Below are 20814 nucleotides of genomic sequence, written 5' to 3'. Positions count from 1 at the left end.
CCGCTCAAATCTGGTATTGCGCGATGGCCAGCATTACTTTGTCGCCTGCACTCGCGCGCAATTGCTGGATCGTTGCCTCGTTGACCACTGCCGGGTTGAGCATCAGGCAGGTCTGGCCACTGAAGGCTTCGACGGTGGAGCTGTCCCACTCGAAGAACGGGATGCCCATGCTCTTGCCAACGCCATGGGCGCTATAGGTCACGAGCACCATCAACACTTCACCGTCGACCTCGGAACAGGATGCCAGGCCAAAGTCGCCGCCCTCATGGTTGACGATGTTGCGCTTGAACAACTCAAACGGCGTCGCTTGCTGTTTCAAGGCCTCGAAGGCATCCGCCGCCAGCTTGGGCAGCGCCATGGCCAACGAGCCGCCAAGGGTTGTCGAGGCCACGGTGGAACTGATGATGTTCAGCGCCGCCATCTGCACACTCAGGCCCTGGCGCGAGGTGGTCACCCGCTCGAAGCTGCTGCGAATCGGCAGCCACCCAAGGTTGGTCATGACCTTGATGAACTCGTCGTACCAGGCTTGGGTCCCGCGCCCCACGTTGAGCACATCACTCACATAGGCGCTGGCCAACAGGTAACTCTTGCGGGTGTACTCCTTGTTGAGGCGGCTCATGCCGGCGACAAACGAAAACACACTGTTGTTGATCACCGCGCCATTCAAGTCGCTGTCGGCCTGGGTCGACGCGGGTGATGGTGCCTCCTGCGGTCGCGTAGCCACCGGCAGGCGATACGTGGCAATCAGTTTTCTCTTTTTCGCCAGGCTGATTCGTTTATGTTTTTGCTCCATTACTGTTTCTCCGCAAAAAACCCACACGGGCTTATTGGCAACACTAGCCGGACTCACCAGGGTTTTTCAGAGGGTAAGCACAGACGCCTTGAGGCGTAGGAGAAATCGACGCCAGCTGCGCGCCCGACAAATAGGGGGCCAAGGCAAAGCCTGAACAGTGCCGACTTACTTTCTGCAACGATATGAAGAGGAACCGCTGCAAGCAGGCGAAACGGCGGACATGAATACGGAAAGTTCTTAGCTGGAGGCAGGCTACTTCTGACAGCCCAGCGGCCCCATTGCGGGGCCGCTGTCGCCTTACGAGCGCGGCCTGTCGCCGTACCAGCGCGGCGTGTATACCCACTCTCCACCGCCCACCCGGGGAAAGGTGCACGTGGTGGACGAACCGATCAACACCATGGTGCGCATATCCACCTGGTCCGGGGTCAACTGGCCCAGGGTGGTAGTGCGCAGCGTCTGCCCGGGGCGACCGATATCACGCCCCAGCACCACCGGTGTGGCGGCGAGGCGGTGCTGGGCAACGATCTCCAGGGCGCGCCCCAGTTGCCATGGGCGTGAACGGGAGATGGGGTTGTAGAACGCCAGGGCCAGGTCGGCCTGGCATGCCAGGTCCAAGCGTTTTTCGATGATGGCCCAGGGCTTGAGGTTGTCCGACAGTGACATCACACAGAAATCATGCCCCAGCGGCGCACCCGCCTGGGCCGCCGTGGCGAGGGAGGCCGAGACGCCCGGCAGGATTTCCAGCTCGACCCGCTGCCAGGCCGGGTCGCTGGACTCATGCAACGCCTCCAGCACCGCCGCGGCCATGGCGAATACGCCGGGGTCGCCAGAAGACACCACCACCACCGAACGCCCCTGGGCCGCCAGCTCGAAGGCATGCCGCGCCCGCTGCATCTCTTCGCGGTTGTCGGTGCAGTGCTGCACCTGGTCGGCCCGAAACGGCCCGGCCATGCGCACGTAGGTTTCGTAACCCAGCACATCGGTGCAACGCGCCAGTTCAGCCTTGACTGCCGGCACCATCAGCTCGGCAGCGCCGGGGCCCAGGCCGATCACCGCGAGGCGGCCACGAGGGCGGCCCAGTTGCGTCAGATCCAGCGGCGCGGCAGCGCAATGGATGACCATATCCGGCCCAGCGGCCAGCGCCGTAAACCGCAGTGGCACGCCCAGTTCCAGCGCGGCCTCATGCAATTGGCTATTGGCCATATCGGCCTCATCGGCCAGCAGGCACGCCAGGGACTGCACGGCGATGCCGTCCTGCTGCAACGCCTGGCGAACCCGTGCGGCCAATGCGTCGCCGGGACGACAGGCCACCCAGGTATTTTTCGGATAGATCAGCAACTCGTTGGCCGCCGGCGCACGCCGGGCACTGCCCACATGGATGCTCAGGCGCGCCTGCTGGTCCTGGGGCAGATTAGCCTGGTCCAGCCACGGCGCGACGCCTTCGATACGCACGTGCTCGCCGGCCAGCAGGTCCGAGACAAAACGCTTGCCCAATTCCAGGTCAGCCAGTTGATAGCCCTGGGGCGGGTTGAGCAGGCAGGTGCCAAAACGCAACTCGCCACTGGTGGTGATCGCGGCCGCCACACCCAGGGCTGTGGCGATTTCCCGCGCCATGATATTCACCCCACCCAGGCCTCCGAGCAGTGGCACCACCGCGCTGCCGTCCTCAGCGACGGCCAGCACCGCCGGCTCCTCGCCCTTTTCCAGCAACAGCGCGGCCAACGTGCGGATCACGATCCCCGCCGCACACAGGGCGATGATCGGCGTGCCCTGCTGATACAACTGGCGCAGGGTCGCCCCAAATTCGCTGTAGGCCTGGTCGGCGCCCTCCACCCGGCCGGCCAGGCCATGGATCAAGGCGCCGGGGTACACCTGCTGGATGCTGCGGGCCGTGGCCAGACTGCCCTGGCCGAGGATTACGATCGCAGGCGTCATCACCCTTGCCACCTTTCGCCCGGCACGATGATCAGCGAGAAATACGGCGAAGACATGGGCTCGACCTGATCCAGCGCGACGATTTTCTGGTTGGCCATGGTGGCGCGCTCCACATACAACGCGCGCCCGGCCAGCCCCAGTTCCTCAAGTACCTGGCGCACCTTGGTAAAGTTGCGCCCCAGCTTCATGATCACCGCCGCATCGGCGTCGGCCAGGCGGCGCTTGAGTTCGTCATGGGGCAGTACCCCGGACAGTACCGACAGGCTCTGATTGCGATACACCAACGGTGCGCCGAGCACCGAAGCGCCGCCAAGCATCGAGCACACGCCGGGAATGACCTGGGCGTCATAGCGCTCGGCAAGGCGGTCATGCAGGTACATGTAGGAGCCGTAGAAGAACGGGTCGCCCTCACAGATCACCGCCACATCGCGCCCGGCCTCCAGGTGCGCGGCCACGTCGACACTGGCGGCGTCGTAGAAATCGCTGATCACCCGTTCATAGGACAATGGCGCCGGCAAGGCTTCGGTGGTCACAGGATACACCAGCGGCATCAGCCTCTGCTCGGGCACCAGGTGCGCTTCGATAATGCCAAACGCATTACCCTTCTTGCCCTTGGCGACGAAGTACGCCACCACCGGCGATTCGCGCAACAGGCGCAGGGCCTTGAGGGTAATCAGCTCCGGGTCGCCGGGGCCGACGCCCAGGCCGATCAAACGTCCGCGTGCCTGCATCATTCGATCTCCGTGGCCAGGGCGTTGACCGCAGCGGCGGCCATTGCACTGCCACCCAGGCGGCCCTGCATGATCACAAACGGTACGCCACGGCTGTCGGCGGCGAGCATCGCCTTGGACTCGGCGGCGCCGACAAAACCTACCGGGAAACCAAGGATCAACGCCGGCTTGGGTGCGCCGGCGTCAAGCATCTCCAGCAGGTAGAACAAAGCAGTGGGCGCATTGCCGATCACCACCACACTGCCTGCCAGATGCGGGCGCCACAGCTCCAGGGCGGCAGCGGAGCGGGTGTTACCCAACTCCAGCGCCAGCTGCGGCACGCTGTCGTCGCGCAAGGTACAGATCACCGGGTTGTTGGCCGGCAGGCGTGCACGGGTCACGCCTTCAGAAACCATCCGCGCATCACACAGGATCGGCGCGCCAGCGGCCAGGGCCTCACGCCCGGCCTTGCCCGCGCCTTCGGAGAACTGCAGACCGTCGATGGCCTCGACCATGCCGCAGGCATGAATCACCCGCACGGCGAGTTTTTCCAGGTCGGCGGGGATGCGATCAAGCCGGGCCTCTGCGCGAATGATCGCAAAGGAGTTGCGATAGATCTCCTGACCGTCGCGGATGTAATCAATCATCGGTACTGCTCCGTGGACGGGTACGCAACACGGTGCCCGCCGCTTCTATAGAAAGGTTGTGCGCGTGCAGGCGGCCGAGACCCGGCTGGCCTGCTTCGCGAAAATAGAGGTCGTAGTGACCAGCACCCACCGCCAGCAGGGTGACCGGGGCAACGTGCGCCGCCGCGCAGGTGCGCAGGCAGCCGGACAGGTGCACGTCAAGGCCCTGGCCCTGGTCCTGTAGCAGCGTGGCCAGGTGCAGGGCGTCAGCCTTGGTGTCGGCCTGGGCCTTGGCGCAGCCGCTGGACCCGGTGCAGGCAATCATCCGTGCCAGGGCCTGCTCGGCCGAGCAGAGGAAGCCCAACTGGGCCAGGCCTTCGGTAACGCGCGCGGCAGTGTCCGGCGCCAGGTTGGGCAGCAGCAGACCTTGCCACGGGGTGAAACGCAATGTGCCGTCGCCGTAGTCGAGGGCCAGTTGCGCGGCGCCGCGCAGCATGGCCGAGTCCAGGCGCCCCAGTGGCGTGCCTGCAGCCACGTAGACTTGCCCGGGTTGGCGCTGTGGATAAGTACCCAGCCGCACGCTGCTCGGGTTGGCGCGACGGCGATAGCCATCGACGGGGAGCAACGCCAGGTTCAAGCGCCCCACGAAGGTCTCCACAGGGATTTGCGCCAGCAGGTCGCGCATGCGGTGTTGATCGGCCCGGGCCAGGTCGAGAAACAGCTCCAGCACCGCGACGACCAGCCCATGCCCTTGATCCAGGGGGACGGCGGCCAGCGGCGCCTCGTGCGCGGGGCAACCGGCCAGGCCGAACGCCAGCAAGGTCTGGCCCTGCACCTGGTAGGCCGATAACCATAGGTCATGATGATGTTCGAGCATCGCCAGGGCTTCACCGCCATCCAGTTGCACGGCGAACTTGGCCGACAATTCATGGAAGCGAGGATGGGTTTGCAGGGTGGCGAGGATCTGGTCCGCCAGGGGCCGGGTGTCCAGCAGCATGGCGCGGTCGATGCCAGCGCCGGGGCTGAGCATCACATTGCGCACGTCATCGCCGCCGGCGGTGGTCGGGCCCAGGTCGGCGGCGAGCAGATCCGCGATCAGGCCCTCGTGCGCCAGGCCAATGCCGCGAATCTGCAGGTTGGCGCGGTTGGTTGCCTCGATCACCCCTGTGGCGTAAGTCTGCGCCGCATGCGCCACAGCCATTGCCTGCGCAGCCGTGATGGCCCCACCGGCCAATTTGATCCGGCAAATCCCGCCATCCAATGCCTGGACAATACGCAGCAACCCCGGGCAACCCGAGGGGCGTTTGCTAGTGGACAGAGGAAGTGGGTTCACAGGGGCTACCGGTTCACGGGTAAAGGCGCGGTATTATGCCTGCTTTGTCCGGCGGCATGAAAAGCCTGCCCGTCGGATGTCGTTCAAGGAATCAATATGTCGCCCTGGCTGACAGTAGTAGGCATCGGTGAAGACGGCTTCAAGGGCCTGGGCAGGAATGCCCGGCATGCTCTGTTGCGCGCCTCGCGCATCATTGGCGGCCAGCGCCAGCTGGATTTGCTGCCGGTGTGCATCCGCGGCGAACGCGAGCTGTGGCCCAGCCCGTTTTCCCTGGAGCCGCTCCTGGCGCGGCGCTTTGAACCTGTCTGCGTGCTGGCCAGCGGCGATCCGATGCTCTACGGCGTCGGCGCCAGCCTGGCGCGGCAGGTGGCGGCGGATGAGCTGCTGATCCTGCCGGCGCCCTCGTCCGTGTCGCTGGCGGCGGCGCGCCTGGGCTGGCCGTTGCAGGACGTGGTGACCCTGTCGGTGGTCGCCCGCCCAGTGGCCGCACTCAATGCCCATCTGGCCAGCGGCGTGCGCTTGCTGGTGTTGAGCAACGACGGCCGGAGCCCGGCCGCCATCGCCGCGTTGCTGCACACCAGCGGGTTTGGCCCGAGCCGCCTGAGTGTGTTTGAACACCTGGGCAGCACCACCGAACGGCGCATCGATGGCCGCGCTGAAAGCTGGCAGGCCCCGCCGATTGCCGCGCTGAACCTGGTCGCCATCGACTGCCTCGCCGACGCCCATACCCCACGCCTGTCGCGCCTGGCCGGCCTGCCGGATGCAGCCTTCAAACATGACGGCCAACTGACCAAGCGCGATGTGCGGGCCATGACCCTCGCCCGTCTTGCCCCCACCCCCGGCGAGTTGCTGTGGGATGTCGGCGCCGGCAGCGGCTCCATCGGCATCGAATGGATGCGCGCCCACCCCAGTTGCCGCGCCCTGGCGATTGAAGCCGATGCCGGTCGCCAGCAGTTGATCGAGCATAACCGCGATGCCCTTGGCGTGCCCGGCCTGCAATTGATTCGCGGCAGCGCCCCCCAGGCCCTGGTGGGGTTGGAGTCGCCCGATGCGATCTTCATCGGCGGCGGTGTGACCCGCGACGGCGTGCTCGACACCTGCTGGCAACACCTGCGCCCGGGCGGGCGGCTGGTGGCCAATGCCGTGACCCTGCAAAGTGAAATGACCCTGATGAACTGGCGCACCCAACATGGCGGTGAACTGACCCGCATCCATGTGGCCCAGGCCCAGCCCCTGGGCGAGTTCGACACCTGGCGCCAGGCGCTGCCCATCACCTTGCTTGAAGTGATCAAGCCGCGATGAAGCGCATCCTGCTGCTGGGCGGCGTGACGGAGGCCCTGGCCATCGCCCGCACCCTGGGCCCGCCACATATCTACAGCCTGGCCGGGATCGGCCGGGTGCCCCGCGACCTGGCATGCCAGGTGCGCGTCGGCGGCTACGGCGGTGCCGAGGGGCTGGCGCAGTTTGCCCGCGCCGAAAACATCAGCCTGATACTCGACGCCACCCACCCCTACGCCGCACAAATCAGCGCCAACGCCGCCCAGGCTGCGCAGTTGTGCAATATCCCCTGCTGGGCCCTGCGCCGTCCCGCCTGGCAGCCACAACCCGGTGACGACTGGCGCGAAGTCAGCGACTGGGTCGGGCTGATCGCGGCATTGAAACCGTTCCAGCGCCCTCTGTTCACCCTCGGCCGCGAGCCCCTGCAACACCTCGACGAAATCCCCGCCGGGCAATTCTGGACCTTGCGCGCGCTGGAGGCCTACCCCGGCAACGAACGCTGCGAAGTGATCGGCGCCCGTGGGCCGTTTTTGATCGAAGATGAGCGGGTGTTGTTCGAACGGCGGCAGATCGATGTGCTGATCAGCAAAAACAGCGGCAGCAGCGCCACCGAGCCCAAGCTGCAAGTGGCCCGCGAGCGGGGCGTGCCGGTAGTGGTTTTGCGGCGGCCGGTGCTGGCGGGGGTGGATCGGGAGTTTTTGACAGTCGATTCGGTACTACAGGCCTTATAGAACAACGCAGCTCAAATGTGGGAGCGGGCAAGCCCACTCCCACATTTAGACTTTGGAGATTGGCATTCTCTCGTTCGCGTCTATCATCAAAGCCATCGCCCATACGCATCACTGCGACACCAAACCACACCCCTCACTTTTACTTATGCCCCCCGATCAGGCTAAATACCCACTTGATCGCTTAACCCTACGGATTGTCCGCCATGGCCCGTCAACGCTTTGCATTTGCCTGGATCGCCTGCCTTGCAGTGCTGTTCAATGCGTTTGCCATGCCGATGGCCGGGGCGATGCAGCAGGGCCAGAGCCCTGCCGAGCAAATGCTGTGGGGCAGTTTCTGTTCGTCCAACGCCAGCAAGCTGGTGGCGATCTCCCTGGGCAAGCTGGATATACCGGCACCACAACAGGACGAGCACTCCGCCATGCAGCATTGCTGGTGCTGTTCGGGCTCGGCGCCGCTGGTGGCGCTGCCGGGGCATGTGCCGCAGTTGTATCTCACACGGATCGACCCGGCGACTGGCCTGCCATCGCCCGCCCTGCAAAGCCCGACCCCGCGCCAGCAATGGCCCAGCCTCAACCCCCGCGCCTCTCCGAACGTTTGATCACTTCGCAATTGAACTGCGTTTGAATCGTTCTGGAGAACTGCCATGCTCAAATCTTCCCTGCTTCTGGCGGCCTTGCTGCTGCCTGTGTTCAGTGCTGCCAATGCCGATGACTACAAGGCCGGCGACCTGCTGGTTAGCGATCCCTGGTCCCAGGAATTGCCGCCCAACGCACCGACGGTTGCCGCCTACTTTGTGATCCATAACCAGGGCGACGCCCCGGACCGCCTGCTCAGCGTCGATACGCCGGTGGCGGCCAAGGCCGAGCTGCATGAGCATGTGATGCAGGGCGACCTGATGAAGATGCAACAGGTCCCCAGCGTGGCCGTGCCACCCAAGGGCGAACTGACCTTCGCGCCAATGGCCTATCACGTGATGCTCCTGGATCTTCAAGATCGCAGCCAGCTGCGCGACGGCCAGCGCTTTCCGCTGACCCTGAACTTCGAAAAGGCCGGGCCGGTAAAAGTGCAAGTCTCGGTGCAAAAAGTACCGCCGACGGTCGGCCACGAGCACAAGCACGCCCAGTAACCCGTCCAGGCCGCTCCCCATGGGTGCATCCGCCAACAGGTCGACCCTGCGCCGCCAGCCCGTAAGGCTGGCACGCGGCAGTTGGATCAGCCTGTTTGCCATGCTGATGATCTTTATCGGACCGCTGATTTCCCAAGCGATGCCGATGGATCATCACGCCGGTATGTCCATGCAGATGTCCATGGACGACATCTGCCATGCCGCACCCCAGCACCCGGCCGAGCATGCCAAGGCTCCCGCCGCCGACCACGTCATGTGGGAAAAATGCGGCTATTGCAGCTTGTTGTTCAGTTGCCCGGCCCTGCCTGGCAGTGTCTCGTTCGTGGCCCTCGGCCACCCACTGCCGGCCACCGGCCTGATCCCCGCACCGCGCCTGGGCCATGCCCGGCAGAGCATCTTCCCCGGCGCCCGCAGTCGCGCCCCGCCGATCCAGTCGTAGACCGCCACTGACAAACAACTTCCCACGGCCGCCTTCACACAGACAGCCACAGGCTGCTGGCCGTGTTGTTTACGACTGATTGATGGAATTTTTCATGTCCAGGTTTCCTGCTGACACCCGTATGGGATCGACCCCCGTGCTCGCCGTTTTGTGCGGCGCACTCTTGGCGCCACAGGCGTATGCCGACGACCACGCCGAGCACCACAATGAACTGATCCCGACGGTGATTACCGGCGTTGCCCCAAGCTCTCCACTGACCATCGTCACCAACCCCAAGGACCCGCGCCAGCCGGTGCCGGCCAGTGACGGCGGTGACTACCTCAAGACCATCCCCGGCTTTGCCCTGGTGCGCAATGGCGGCACCAATGGCGACCCGGTGCTGCGCGGGATGTTCGGCTCGCGCCTGAACATCCTCACCAACGGCAGCCTGTTGCTCGGTGCCTGCCCTGGCCGCATGGACGCGCCCACGTCCTACATCTCGCCGGAAACCTACGACAAGCTGACCGTCATCAAGGGCCCGCAAACCGTACTCTGGGGCCCTGGCGCCTCGGCCGGCACGGTATTGTTCGAGCGTGAGCCGGAGCAGTTCGACGAACGGGGTACCCGGGTCAACGCCAGCCTCCTCGCCGGCTCCAACGGGCGTTTCGACAAAGTGCTGGATGCCGCCGCGGGTGGCTCGCAGGGGTATATCCGCGTGATCGGCAACCAGGCCCACGCCGATGACTACAAGGACGGCAACAACGACACCGTCGCCTCCCGCTACGACAAATGGAACGGCGATGTCGCCCTCGGCTGGACCCCGGACGCCGACACCCTGCTGGAACTCACCGCCGGCCGTGGCGATGGCCAGGCACGCTACGCCGGACGCGGCATGGATGGGGCGCAGTTCCTGCGCGAAAGCCTCGGGCTGCGCTTGGAAAAATCCAATCTCGGCGAGGTGCTGGACAAGGTCGAAGCCCAGGTCTACTACAACTACGCCGACCACGTGATGGACAACTACAGCCTGCGCACGCCCTCAGGCACCGGGATGATGGCGGGGCCCATGGCCTCCAACGTCGACCGCCGCACCCTCGGCGCGCGGATCAAAGCCACCTGGCGCTGGGCCGATGTGCAACTGATCAGCGGCATCGATGCGCAGACCGACGAGCACCGCCAGCGCAGCAGCGCCGGTGTCGACACCTACAAGAACCTGCCCCGCAGCAAAGACGCCAGCGCCCACAACTACGGGGTGTTCGGCGAACTGACTTGGTATGCCGCCGACAATGACCGGCTGATCACCGGCGCCCGCCTGGATCGCGCTGCCGCCAAGGATTACCGCCAGCGCATCGGCAGCGGCATGATGAGCCGCGCCAACCCCACCGCCGGCGACACCCGTGCCGACACCTTGCCGTCGGGTTTCGTGCGTTACGAACACGATCTGGCCGACAGCCCGACCACGCTCTACGCCGGTTTAGGCCACGCCGAACGCTTCCCCGACTACTGGGAGTTGTTCTCGCCCAATCGTGGCCCCTCAGGCTCGGTGAATGCTTTCGATTCGGTCAAACCGGAGAAAACCACCCAACTGGACTTCGGCCTGCAGTACAAGACCGCTGAACTGGAAGCCTGGGCTTCCGGGTATGTCGGCCAGGTGCGCGACTACATCCTGTTCAACTACACCCCCGGCATGATGGGCATGACCTCCCAGGCACAGAACATCGACGCGCGAATCATGGGCGGTGAATTGGGTGCCGCCTACAAGCTGACGTCCCACTGGAAAGCCGATGCCACCCTGGCCTATGCCTGGGGCAAAAACAGCAGCGACGGCAAGGCCCTGCCACAAATGCCGCCACTGGATGCGCGCCTGGGCCTGACCTACAGCGAAGACGACTGGAGCGCCGGTGCCTTGTGGCGTGTGGTGGCAGCGCAAAACCGCATCGACCAGAACAAAGGCAACGTCGTCGGCAAAGACTTCGACAAAAGTGGTGGCTTTGGTGTGTTCTCCCTGAACGCGGCATACCGCATCAATAAGAACTTCAAGGTCAGCACCGGGGTCGACAACCTGTTCGGCAAGGCCTACGCCGAGCACCTGAACCTGGCCGGCAATGCCGGGTTCGGCTACCCGGCCAACGACCCGCAAGCCATCAATGAACCGGGGCGCACGCTCTGGACCAAGGTGGATATGAGCTTCTAACAGCATCGCGCCCCCCCGTAGGAGCCGGCTTGCCGGCGATGAAGCCCTTGAGGACGCCATCGCCGGCAAGCCGGCTCCTACAGGGGGATTGCCAGCGATGGCGTCATCAAAACCAATAAAATACCAGCCTTGCGGAGCCCCCTGATGAACCCTCCAAAGATGTCCTTCTACAACCTGGCCTGGCGCTGGCATTTCTACGCCGGGCTGTTTGTCGCCCCCTTCATGGTGTTGCTGGCAGTGACCGGCATCATCTACCTGTTCAAGCCCCAGCTTGACCCACTGATGTACGGCCAGTTGCTCACCGTGCAGCCTGCCGAGCAGGCCCTCAGCGCCGATGAACAACTGCAACGGGTCAAGGCCGCCTACCCCCAGGCCACGCTCAGCAAATACCTGCCGCCCACGGGCGCCACCGGCAGTGCGCAATTTGTGCTGCTCGACGCGGGCAACGAGCTGACCGTTTTCATCGACCCGTACCGCGGCAACGTACTCGGCGAACAGGACGCCAAATACAACCTGCAGGCCATCGTCCGCGCACTGCACGGTGAGTTGATGATCGGCACCACCGGCGACCGCCTGATTGAACTCGCGGCGGGCTGGGGCGTGATGCTGGTGGTCTCCGGCCTGTACCTGTGGTGGCCCCGCGGCAGGTCGGGCGCCGGGATCCTGTGGCCGCGCCTGGGCAGTCGCGGGCGCCTGTTCTGGCGGGACCTGCATGCGGTCACCGGGTTCTGGGGGGCCGCCTTTTTGCTGCTGATGATCCTCAGCGGCCTGACCTGGACCGGCTTCTGGGGCAAGCAGTACGCCGACCTGTGGAACCGCTTTCCGGCGGCGATGTGGAACGATGTGCCGCTGTCCGACCAACAGGCCCGCCGCCTCAACACCGCAACCCAACAGACCGTCCCCTGGGCCCTGGAAAACACCCCCATGCCCCTGTCCGGCGAGCATGCCGAACACAGGCAGCACGGCGGCATGAATCACGGCCCGGCCGCCCCGGCGATCAGCCTGCAACAGGTCGTGGATTTGGCCACCGCGCGCCAGGTCGAGCCGGGCTACAGCATCACCTTCCCCACCACGGCCACGGGCGTGTTCACCGTCGCGGTATTCGCCAACGACCCGCGCAATGACGCGACCCTGCATATCGACCAATACAGCGGCAAGGTCCTCGCCGATGTGCGCTGGGAACACTACAACACCGTGGCACGGGTCACCGAGTCCGGGGTGATGTTGCACGAGGGCAAGATGTTCGGCGTGGTCAACCAGATCATCGTGCTGCTGGTGTGCCTGATGATCCTGCTGAGTTCGGTCAGCGGCGTGGTGATCTGGTGGAAGCGCCGGCCACAGGGCGGCCTGGGGGTTCCGCCACTGCGCCATGACCTGCCGAAGTGGAAAACCGCGATGCTGATCATGCTGGGCCTGGCGATCATTTTCCCGTTGGTCGGCGCGTCGCTGATCGTGGTGTGGGTATTGGATCGTCTGGTGTTGGCGCGTTTTTTCAAGCCACGTGAATCGGCCTCATCTTCTGCATGAGACAGGCGAGATGCCCTAAATAGAGGCGTTGTGTAGTCTTACGCGGGCTTTCACCCCCACCGCAACAAGTGTTAACTTATAACACTTGCTGCACTGTCCCTACTCGTCGCGTCCAGCGGCGAGTGCCGTCTCGAAGAAGCGATCTGTCGTCCGATGAGCAAGTACCGCACCGGTGCCGGCGTGACCTGGAAAGCCATGCGCAACACGACATCGGGCCTGCAATTGAATAACCTGTTCGACCGCACCTACGCCGTGAGCCAACACAATGACGGCCCGCAATGGATACTGGGTGAGCCACGCTCGTTCTTTGTGACGGCGGACTACACCTTCTAACCACCACACTGGATCGCTGTTTGACTTGAGAGATTTGATGCCCACTCTAGACCTTCACCACCTCGCCTGGGCCCCACTGGGCCACGGCCACTGCCATCACCAGTTCCAACTGCGTGATGCCAGCCTGCAAGTGGGTGCGGGGGAGTTTGTCGGGCTGATCGGGCCCAATGGCAGCGGCAAGACCAGCCTGTTGCGCTGCGCCTATCGCTTCAGCAAACCCGACCAGGGTGAAGTGCGCCTCGATCACCAGAACGTCTGGAAGCAATCTTCACGCTGGTGCGCCCAGCGCATCGCCGTGGTGCTGCAAGAGTTTCCCGACGCCTTCGGCCTGCGGGTCGACGAAGTGGTCGCCATGGGGCGCACACCCCACAAAGGGCTGTTCGACAGCGATACGTTGCTCGACCGCCAACTGACTCAACGCGCCCTCGAGTCCGTCGGCCTGCTGGGCTTTGAAGACCACGCCTTTGCCACCCTCTCCGGTGGTGAAAAACAGCGGGTGATCCTGGCCCGTGCCCTGGCCCAGCAGCCGCAACTGCTGATCCTCGACGAGCCGACCAACCACCTCGACCCACGCTACCAGTTGGAGCTGCTGAAGCTGGTCAAGCGCCTGCAGATCGGCACCCTGGCCAGCATCCACGACCTCAACCTGGCCGCAGCCTTCTGTGATCGCCTGTACGTGATCAACCACGGGCAGATCGTTGCCAGCGGCACGCCCCATGAAGTACTGACCGCAAAACTGCTGCGCGAGGTGTTCGGTGTCGAGGCACTGATCGATACCCATCCACTTTCCGGCTACCCGCGAATCACCTGGATAACCCAACCATGATCCTGCGCTCCCTGCTGTGCCTTACCCTACTGTGCGGGGCGGCCCAGGCCTTTGCCGAGGCCACCCGCTACCCGTTGAAGATCCAGAGCTGCAACCGCGAGGTGACCTTCAATCAGGCCCCCGAGCACGCCGTCAGCCACGACATCAACATGACCCAGATGATGCTCGCCCTGGGCCTCAAGTCGCGCATGGCCGGCTACAGCGGCGTGACCGGCTGGAAAGCCGTGACCCCGCAAATGGCCTCGCTGCTGGACGGCCTGCCGGAACTGGCAAGCAAGTACCCTTCGGTGGAAACCCTGCTCAATGCCAATGTGGATTTTTTCTTCGCCGGCTGGGACTACGGCATGCGCGTGGGTGGCGACCTCACCCCACAAACCCTGCAACCGTTGGGCATCAATGTACTTGAACTGACCGAATCCTGTGCCTTCGTGATGAAGCGCCCGGCAGCCACCCTGGACGACACCTACAACGACCTGCGCAACCTGGGCCGGATCTTCGACGTGCAAGACCGCGCCAATGCCCTGATCGCCCGGATGCAGGCCCAGGTTAGCGCGGTGCACAAAACCCTGCCCGCCGAAAAACCACGGGTGTTTCTCTACGACAGCGGCGAAGATCGCGCCATGACCTCCGGCCGCCTGGGCATGCCCCAGGCACTGATCGATGCCGCCGGAGGGCGCAATATCCTCGATGACGTGGACGCCAGCTGGACCCGGATCAACTGGGAGACCGTGGTGGAGCGCAACCCCCAGGTGATCGTGATCGTCGACTACAGCGAAATCACCGCCGAGCAGAAAATCCAGTTCCTGCTGGAGAACCCGGCCCTGCAATCGGTGGACGCGATCAAACAGCGACGCTTTATCGTGATCCCCTACGTGCAGGCCACGCCGGGTATCGACAATGTGCTGGCCGTGCAAACCCTGGCCAAGGGGTTCCACCGCCAATGATCCAGCGCCGCTACGCCCTGCTGCTGGCCGCCCTTGGCGCAGTGCTGCTGGTGTCCTGTGTCGTCTCGCTGGGCTTCGGTTCGGCGCGGGTGCCGGTGGACGTGGTGTGGCGGATCCTGCTGCACAAGGCCTTCGGTATCGGGCCGGTGGATTGGTCGGTGGGCCAGGAACATATCGTCTGGCTGATCCGTGTACCGCGCATGTTACTGGGTGCCCTGGTAGGCGCCGGGCTGGCGCTGATCGGTGCGGTATTGCAGGCGGTGACACGTAACCCGCTGGCCGACCCACACCTGCTGGGGGTGACCTCGGGGGCCACCCTGGGCGCGGTGATCGTGGTGCTGCATGTGGGCGAAATCATCGGCCTGCTGACCTTGCCCCTCGCCGCCTTTATCGGCGCACTGCTGAGTATGCTGGCGGTGCTGGCCGTGGCCAGCCGCAATGGCCGGCTGGAGAGTGATCGCCTGTTGCTCTGCGGTGTGGCGGTGTCATTCGTGATGATGGCCGCAGCCAACCTGCTGTTGTTCATGGGCGACCATCGGGCGGCGCCGGCGGTGATGTTCTGGATGCTCGGCGGCCTCGGTTTGGCGCGCTGGGAACTGCTGGCGATCCCCTCCATTACCGTACTGCTCGGGCTGTTGCTGCTGCTGGGCATGGCGCGCCCGCTCAACGCGCTGATGGCCGGCGAGCAGACCGCCGTGACCCTGGGCCTGAATGCACGCAATGTGCGCCTCAAGGTTTTCCTGATCGCCTCGCTGATGACCGGCGTGCTGGTCTCGATCAGCGGTTCCATCGGTTTTGTCGGGTTGATGGTGCCGCACATTGCCCGGCGTCTGGTGGGCGCCGAGCATCGTCGACTACTGCCGGTGTGCGTGTTGCTCGGCAGTGTCTTCCTGGTCTGGGTCGATGTGGCCGCACGCACGCTGATTGCCCCGGAAGACTTGCCGATTGGCGTCGCCACGGCAGCCATTGGCGGGCTGTTTTTCATCGGTTTGATGCGCAAGCGCTGACCGCGCCCCGTTGTAGCGCACGCACGTGCACCCACTCGCCCGGCCTGCCAGTTCATGGTGCACCCCTCAAGCCCTGCTGGGCTCAAAACGACCATTTCCTGCTTTCACGCGACTAGGCACATCCCTTGCAATGCCTCTCTCAATTGTCCTTAAACACTGTTGAGTTACGGAGATTGCACAATGAAGCGTCGCTGCTTGATCAAGGCTTTCACACTCACGGCAAGCATTGCCGCCATGGGCCTGACCTGGACCGTCCAGGCTGCCGAGACCATCAAGGTCGGCATCCTGCACTCGCTGTCCGGGACCATGGCAATCTCCGAGACCTCGCTTAAAGACATGGCGTTGATGACCATCGACGAAATCAACGCCAAGGGTGGCGTCAACGGCAAGATGCTGGAAGCGGTGGTGGTGGACCCGGCGTCCAACTGGCCACTGTTCGCCGAGAAGGGTCGGCAGTTGCTGACCCAGGACAAGGTCGCCGTGGTGTTCGGTTGCTGGACCTCGGTGTCGCGTAAATCGGTGCTGCCGGTGTTCGAAGAACTCAACGGTCTGCTGTTCTACCCGGTGCAATACGAAGGCGAAGAAATGTCGCCCAACGTGTTCTACACCGGTGCAGCGCCGAACCAGCAGGCAATCCCGGCGGTGGAATACCTGATGAGCGAGGAAGGCGGCAGTGCCAAGCGCTTCTTCCTGCTGGGCACCGACTACGTGTACCCGCGCACCACCAACAAGATCCTGCGCGCGTTCCTGCACTCCAAAGGCGTGGCCGACAAAGACATCGAAGAGGTCTACACCCCGTTCGGCCACAGCGATTACCAGACCATCGTCGCCAACATCAAGAAGTTCTCCGCTGGCGGCAAGACCGCTGTGGTGTCCACGGTCAATGGCGACTCCAACGTGCCGTTCTACAAGGAACTGGCCAACCAGGGCCTCAAAGCCACCGAGGTACCGGTGGTGGCGTTCTCGGTGGGTGAAGAGGAACTGCGCGGCATCGACACCAAGCCGCTGGTGGGCAACCTGGCGGCATGGAACTACTTCCAGTCGGTGGAAAACCCGGTCAACGCCAAGTTCGTCGCCGACTGGAAAGCCTATGCCAAGGCGAAGAACCTGCCGGGCGCCGACAAGGCCGTGACCAACGACCCGATGGAGGCCACCTACGTCGGTATCCATATGTGGGCGCAGGCCGTGGAGAAAGCCAAATCCACCGATGTCGACAAGGTACGTGAAGCCCTCGCCGGCCAGACCTTCGCCGCACCGTCGGGCTACACCCTGACCATGGACAAGACCAACCACCACCTGCACAAGCCGGTGATGATTGGCGAGATCCAGTCCGACGGCCAGTTCTCGGTGGTGTGGCAGACCGAAGGGCCGATCCGCGCCCAGCCATGGAGCCCGTACATCCCTGGCAACGACAAAAAGCCGGATCACGCGGTGAAGAGCAACTAAGCCCCAACACAGATCAAATGTGGGAGCGGGCTTGCTCGCGAAGGCGGTGTATCAGTCAACATATCCATCACTGACGCACCGCCTTCGCGAGCAAGCCCCCTCCCACATAAACCTAGTCCGTGCATGACCAGGACATTTGTTTATGCCCACTGCCCTCCACCGCTTCCTCCTGGCCTGCCTGCTGTTGCTGCCCCTGGCCGCGCACGCCGGCGATGCCGAAGACTTCCTTGCGGCCAACCCCATGCAACAGGCCAAGCTGTTGCAGGACTGGGCCGCCCAGCCCGACCCGGCGCGTGCCGAGTTGATCAACGCCCTGCAACAAGGCCAAATCAGCGTCAACGGCGAAACCCGGACCGTGCGCCTGAACAACCGCCTGCGCGGCCTGATCGACAATGTACAGGCCAGCCAACAACTGCTCGCCACCGAACCCAAGGTGCGCCTGAGCGCCGCCCGAACCTTGCAAAAAAGCGCGCAGCCTGCGCAGTTGAAATTCCTCGACCGGCAACTCGCCAGCGAAACCGATGACGAGGTACACAGCGCCCTGAGCCTGGCCCTGGCCAACCTGCAGCTGGTCGACCCCGACCCGGCCGTGCGCCTGGCCGCCGTGCGTCTGCTCGGCAGCACCGGCGATCCGCTGGCCCGCACCCGCCTGGAGGCCCTGCTGGCTCCCGGCGTGGAGGCCGACGCCGGGGTGCACACCGCCGCCGAAACCAGCCTGGCCCAGGTCAAGCGCAAGCTGCTGGTGGGCGAGGTCCTCGGGCAAGCCTTCAGCGGTATGTCCCTGGGCTCGATCCTGCTGCTGGCGGCCCTGGGCCTGGCGATTACCTTCGGCCTGCTCGGGGTGATCAACATGGCCCACGGCGAGATGCTGATGCTCGGCGCCTACTCCACCTACGTGGTGCAGTTGCTGATGCAGCGCTACGTGCCCCAGGCCATCGAGTTCTACCCGTTGATTGCGCTGCCGGTGGCGTTTTTTGTCACCGCCGGCATCGGCATGGCCCTGGAGCGCACGGTGATCCGTCACCTCTATGGGCGCCCGCTGGAAACCCTGCTGGCGACCTGGGGCATCAGCCTGATGCTGATCCAGTTGGTGCGCCTGCTGTTCGGCGCACAGAACGTTGAAGTGGCCAACCCGGCCTGGCTGTCGGGCGGGATTCAGGTGCTGCCCAATCTGGTGCTGCCTTACAACCGCCTCGTCATCATCGCCTTCGCGTTGTGCGTGGTGGTGCTGACCTGGCTGCTGCTGAACAAAACCCGCCTGGGCCTGAACGTGCGCGCCGTGACCCAGAACCGCAACATGGCCGCCTGCTGCGGCGTGCCCACCGGGCGCGTGGACATGCTCGCCTTTGGCCTCGGCTCGGGGATCGCCGGCCTCGGTGGCGTGGCCCTGAGCCAGATCGGTAACGTCGGCCCGGACCTGGGCCAGAGCTACATCATCGACTCCTTCCTGGTGGTGGTGCTTGGCGGGGTTGGCCAGTTGGCCGGCAGCGTCATGGCCGCCTTTGGCCTGGGGATCGCCAACAAGATTCTTGAACCGCAGATCGGCGCCGTGCTCGGCAAGATCCTGATCCTTGCGCTGATCATTGTGTTTATCCAGAAACGCCCGCAGGGACTCTTCGCACTGAAAGGACGGGTGATCGACTGATGAACCAGCCATTGATGCTCACGGCCGCGCAAAAGGCCGGCCCCAAGGTGACGATTGCAGTGGGCGCGGTGATCCTCGCCGTGCTGCTGGCGTTGCCGTTGTTGTCGCTGTTGCCCGCAGACAGTGCATTGCATGTCTCGGCCTACACCCTGACGCTGGTGGGCAAGATTCTCTGCTACGCCATCGTCGCCCTGGCGCTGGACCTGGTGTGGGGCTACGCCGGGATGTTGTCCCTGGGCCACGGCTTGTTCTTCGCCCTCGGCGGTTACGCCATGGGCATGTACCTGATGCGCCAGGCCGCCGGCAGCGAGTTGCCGGCGTTCATGACCTTCCTGTCATGGACCGAACTGCCGTGGTATTGGGTGGGCACCGAGCACTTCCTCTGGGCCCTGTGCCTGGTGGTACTGGCCCCTGGTTTGCTGGCCCTGGCGTTCGGCTTCTTCGCCTTCCGCTCGCGGATCAAGGGCGTGTACTTCTCGATCATGACCCAGGCCCTGACCTTTGCCGGGATGCTGTTGTTTTTCCGCAACGAGACCGGCTTTGGCGGCAACAACGGCTTTACCAACTTTCGCAGCATCCTGGGCTTTGGCATCACCGAGCCCGGCACCCGGGCGGTGTTGTTTTTGGCCACGGTGCTGCTGTTGGTCGCCAGCCTGTACATCGGCTGGCGCCTGGCCCGCAGCAAGTTCGGCCGGGTGCTGACGGCGTTGCGCGATGCGGAAAACCGTCTGATGTTCTGCGGCTACGACCCACGCGGCTTCAAGCTGTTCGTCTGGGTGTTGAGCGCGGTGTTGTGCGGCCTGGCCGGCGCGCTGTATGTGCCGCAGGTGGGCATCATCAACCCCAGCGAAATGTCACCGACCAACTCCATCGAGGCGGCGGTGTGGGTCGCCTTGGGCGGGCGAGGCACGTTGATCGGGCCGTTGCTCGGCGCCGGTGTGGTCAACGGCATGAAGAGCTGGTTCACCGTGGCCTTCCCGGAATACTGGCTGTTCTTCCTCGGCGCGCTGTTCATCATCGTCACGCTGTATTTGCCCAAGGGCATCATCGGCTTGCTGAAGAAGAGGGGCGAACAATGAGAATCACACCGACGGCTGAATTTATGCTCGAACCTATTCTCGACCCCAACAAAGATGCCGGCAGCAGCCGCGACGCCATCGGCCTCGGCCAGGCCGCCGGCAAGGGCCTGAACACCCGCCACGGGACGATCCTGACCCTGGAAGACATCAGCGTCAGCTTCGACGGTTTCAAGGCGCTCAACGACCTGAACCTGTATATCGGCGTCGGTGAACTGCGCTGCATCATCGGCCCCAATGGCGCGGGCAAGACCACGCTGATGGACGTGATCACCGGCAAGACTCGCCCCAGCCACGGCAAGGCCTGGTTCGGCGAAACCCTGGACCTGACCCGCATGAGTGAAGTGCAGATCGCCCAGGCCGGCATCGGTCGCAAGTTCCAGAAGCCCACGGTGTTTGAAGCCCTGAGCGTATTCGAGAACCTGGAACTGGCACAGAACACCGACAAATCGGTGTGGGCCAGCCTGCGCGCACGCCTGAACAGCGAACAGAAAGACCGTATCGACGAAGTACTGGACACCATTCGCCTGACGACTTCGGCGCAGCGCCCGGCGGGCTTGCTGTCCCACGGCCAGAAGCAGTTCCTGGAAATCGGCATGCTGCTGATGCAGGACCCGCAACTGTTGCTGCTCGATGAACCGGTGGCGGGCATGACCGACGCCGAGACCGAGTTCACCGCCGAGCTGTTCAAGCGCCTGGCGGGCAAGCATTCGCTGATGGTGGTGGAACACGACATGGGCTTTGTCGGCTCGATTGCCGACCATGTCACGGTGCTGCACCAGGGCAGCGTGCTGGCCGAAGGGTCACTGGAACAGGTGCAGGAAAACGAGCGGGTGATCGAGGTGTACCTCGGTCGCTGATTGCGTCC

The 20814-nt window shown here is 64.2% G+C and carries 19 protein-coding genes and 1 pseudogene; 15 read left to right on the top strand and 5 right to left on the bottom strand.

The genetic code is table 11. The annotated features are described in order from the left end of the window. Nucleotides 1–4: 4 nt before the first annotated feature. From HZ99_RS20620 to cobG, 5 genes are all read right to left on the bottom strand, one after another. Nucleotides 5–793 carry a hypothetical protein gene (locus HZ99_RS20620; protein ID WP_038445655.1) on the bottom strand — a complete coding sequence of 263 codons (789 nt, stop codon included), beginning with the start codon at nucleotides 791–793 and terminating at the stop codon, nucleotides 5–7. A 297-nt stretch (nucleotides 794–1090) separates the two neighbouring features. Then, nucleotides 1091–2728, bottom strand: coding sequence for a precorrin-3B C(17)-methyltransferase (gene cobJ / locus HZ99_RS20615; protein ID WP_038445653.1), 1638 nt, complete (start codon nucleotides 2726–2728; stop codon nucleotides 1091–1093). Then, complete coding sequence (locus HZ99_RS20610; protein ID WP_404942416.1) at nucleotides 2728–3462, bottom strand: precorrin-2 C(20)-methyltransferase; 735 nt, start codon at nucleotides 3460–3462, stop codon at nucleotides 2728–2730. The genes cobJ and HZ99_RS20610 overlap by 1 nt, the downstream gene beginning before the upstream one ends. After that, the gene (locus tag HZ99_RS20605) at nucleotides 3459–4085 is read right to left on the bottom strand and encodes a precorrin-8X methylmutase (protein ID WP_038445651.1); all 627 of its coding nucleotides are present in this window, start codon (nucleotides 4083–4085) and stop codon (nucleotides 3459–3461) included. Before HZ99_RS20605 ends, HZ99_RS20610 begins: the two co-directional genes overlap by 4 nt. Continuing rightward, complete coding sequence (gene cobG / locus HZ99_RS20600; protein WP_080727786.1) at nucleotides 4078–5382, bottom strand: precorrin-3B synthase; 1305 nt, start codon at nucleotides 5380–5382, stop codon at nucleotides 4078–4080. Before cobG ends, HZ99_RS20605 begins: the two co-directional genes overlap by 8 nt. Nucleotides 5383–5493: 111 nt before the next feature. Between cobG and HZ99_RS20595 the strand changes: the two genes are divergently transcribed. The 15 genes and pseudogenes from HZ99_RS20595 to urtD all read left to right on the top strand — a co-directional run bounded on the left by HZ99_RS20595 (nucleotide 5494) and on the right by urtD (nucleotide 20806). Further along, complete coding sequence (locus HZ99_RS20595) at nucleotides 5494–6699, top strand: bifunctional cobalt-precorrin-7 (C(5))-methyltransferase/cobalt-precorrin-6B (C(15))-methyltransferase (RefSeq protein WP_038445649.1); 1206 nt, start codon at nucleotides 5494–5496, stop codon at nucleotides 6697–6699. After that, the gene (locus HZ99_RS20590; protein ID WP_038445648.1) at nucleotides 6696–7406 is read left to right on the top strand and encodes a cobalt-precorrin-6A reductase; all 711 of its coding nucleotides are present in this window, start codon (nucleotides 6696–6698) and stop codon (nucleotides 7404–7406) included. Before HZ99_RS20595 ends, HZ99_RS20590 begins: the two co-directional genes overlap by 4 nt. A gap of 203 nt (nucleotides 7407–7609) precedes the next feature. After that, nucleotides 7610–8005 (top strand): DUF2946 domain-containing protein, encoded by a 396-nt coding sequence (locus HZ99_RS20585; protein ID WP_038445647.1) that lies wholly within the window; start codon nucleotides 7610–7612, stop codon nucleotides 8003–8005. Nucleotides 8006–8050: 45 nt separating this feature from the next. Beyond that, complete coding sequence (locus tag HZ99_RS20580) at nucleotides 8051–8533, top strand: copper chaperone PCu(A)C (RefSeq protein WP_038445646.1); 483 nt, start codon at nucleotides 8051–8053, stop codon at nucleotides 8531–8533. A gap of 19 nt (nucleotides 8534–8552) precedes the next feature. Then, complete coding sequence (locus tag HZ99_RS20575) at nucleotides 8553–8972, top strand: DUF2946 domain-containing protein (protein WP_051903198.1); 420 nt, start codon at nucleotides 8553–8555, stop codon at nucleotides 8970–8972. A 94-nt stretch (nucleotides 8973–9066) separates the two neighbouring features. After that, on the top strand, nucleotides 9067–11142 hold the full coding sequence (locus tag HZ99_RS20570) for a TonB-dependent copper receptor (RefSeq protein ID WP_038445645.1): 2076 nt from the start codon (nucleotides 9067–9069) through the stop codon (nucleotides 11140–11142). 144 nt (nucleotides 11143–11286) lie between these two features. Continuing rightward, nucleotides 11287–12669: a PepSY-associated TM helix domain-containing protein gene (locus HZ99_RS20565; RefSeq protein WP_038445644.1), complete on the top strand. Its 1383-nt coding sequence runs from the start codon at nucleotides 11287–11289 to the stop codon at nucleotides 12667–12669. A 174-nt stretch (nucleotides 12670–12843) separates the two neighbouring features. After that, nucleotides 12844–13002: pseudogene (locus HZ99_RS20560) on the top strand (hypothetical protein); the annotation flags it as partial. 37 nt (nucleotides 13003–13039) lie between these two features. Then, a complete protein-coding gene (locus HZ99_RS20555) occupies nucleotides 13040–13828 on the top strand; it encodes an ABC transporter ATP-binding protein (protein WP_038445642.1) in 789 nt (262 codons plus the stop codon). After that, the gene (locus HZ99_RS20550; RefSeq protein ID WP_038445641.1) at nucleotides 13825–14772 is read left to right on the top strand and encodes an ABC transporter substrate-binding protein; all 948 of its coding nucleotides are present in this window, start codon (nucleotides 13825–13827) and stop codon (nucleotides 14770–14772) included. The genes HZ99_RS20555 and HZ99_RS20550 overlap by 4 nt, the downstream gene beginning before the upstream one ends. Beyond that, nucleotides 14769–15779 (top strand): FecCD family ABC transporter permease, encoded by a 1011-nt coding sequence (locus HZ99_RS20545; RefSeq protein WP_038445640.1) that lies wholly within the window; start codon nucleotides 14769–14771, stop codon nucleotides 15777–15779. Before HZ99_RS20550 ends, HZ99_RS20545 begins: the two co-directional genes overlap by 4 nt. A gap of 180 nt (nucleotides 15780–15959) precedes the next feature. Then, nucleotides 15960–17225: an urea ABC transporter substrate-binding protein gene (gene urtA / locus HZ99_RS20540; RefSeq protein WP_038445639.1), complete on the top strand. Its 1266-nt coding sequence runs from the start codon at nucleotides 15960–15962 to the stop codon at nucleotides 17223–17225. A gap of 142 nt (nucleotides 17226–17367) precedes the next feature. Then, nucleotides 17368–18870: an urea ABC transporter permease subunit UrtB gene (gene urtB, locus HZ99_RS20535; protein WP_038445638.1), complete on the top strand. Its 1503-nt coding sequence runs from the start codon at nucleotides 17368–17370 to the stop codon at nucleotides 18868–18870. Continuing rightward, entirely contained in the window at nucleotides 18870–19949 is a 1080-nt protein-coding gene (urtC, locus tag HZ99_RS20530) for an urea ABC transporter permease subunit UrtC (RefSeq protein WP_038445637.1), read from the top strand. Before urtB ends, urtC begins: the two co-directional genes overlap by 1 nt. Further along, complete coding sequence (gene urtD, locus HZ99_RS20525) at nucleotides 19946–20806, top strand: urea ABC transporter ATP-binding protein UrtD (protein WP_038445636.1); 861 nt, start codon at nucleotides 19946–19948, stop codon at nucleotides 20804–20806. The genes urtC and urtD overlap by 4 nt, the downstream gene beginning before the upstream one ends. Nucleotides 20807–20814: the final 8 nt, after the last annotated feature.

Source organism: Pseudomonas fluorescens, from assembly GCF_000730425.1.
In the GTDB taxonomy this organism is placed as follows: Bacteria; Pseudomonadota; Gammaproteobacteria; order Pseudomonadales; family Pseudomonadaceae; genus Aquipseudomonas; species Aquipseudomonas fluorescens_X.
Note: the sequence above shows the minus strand (reverse complement) of the source record. Positions and strands in the feature narration are given on the sequence as shown.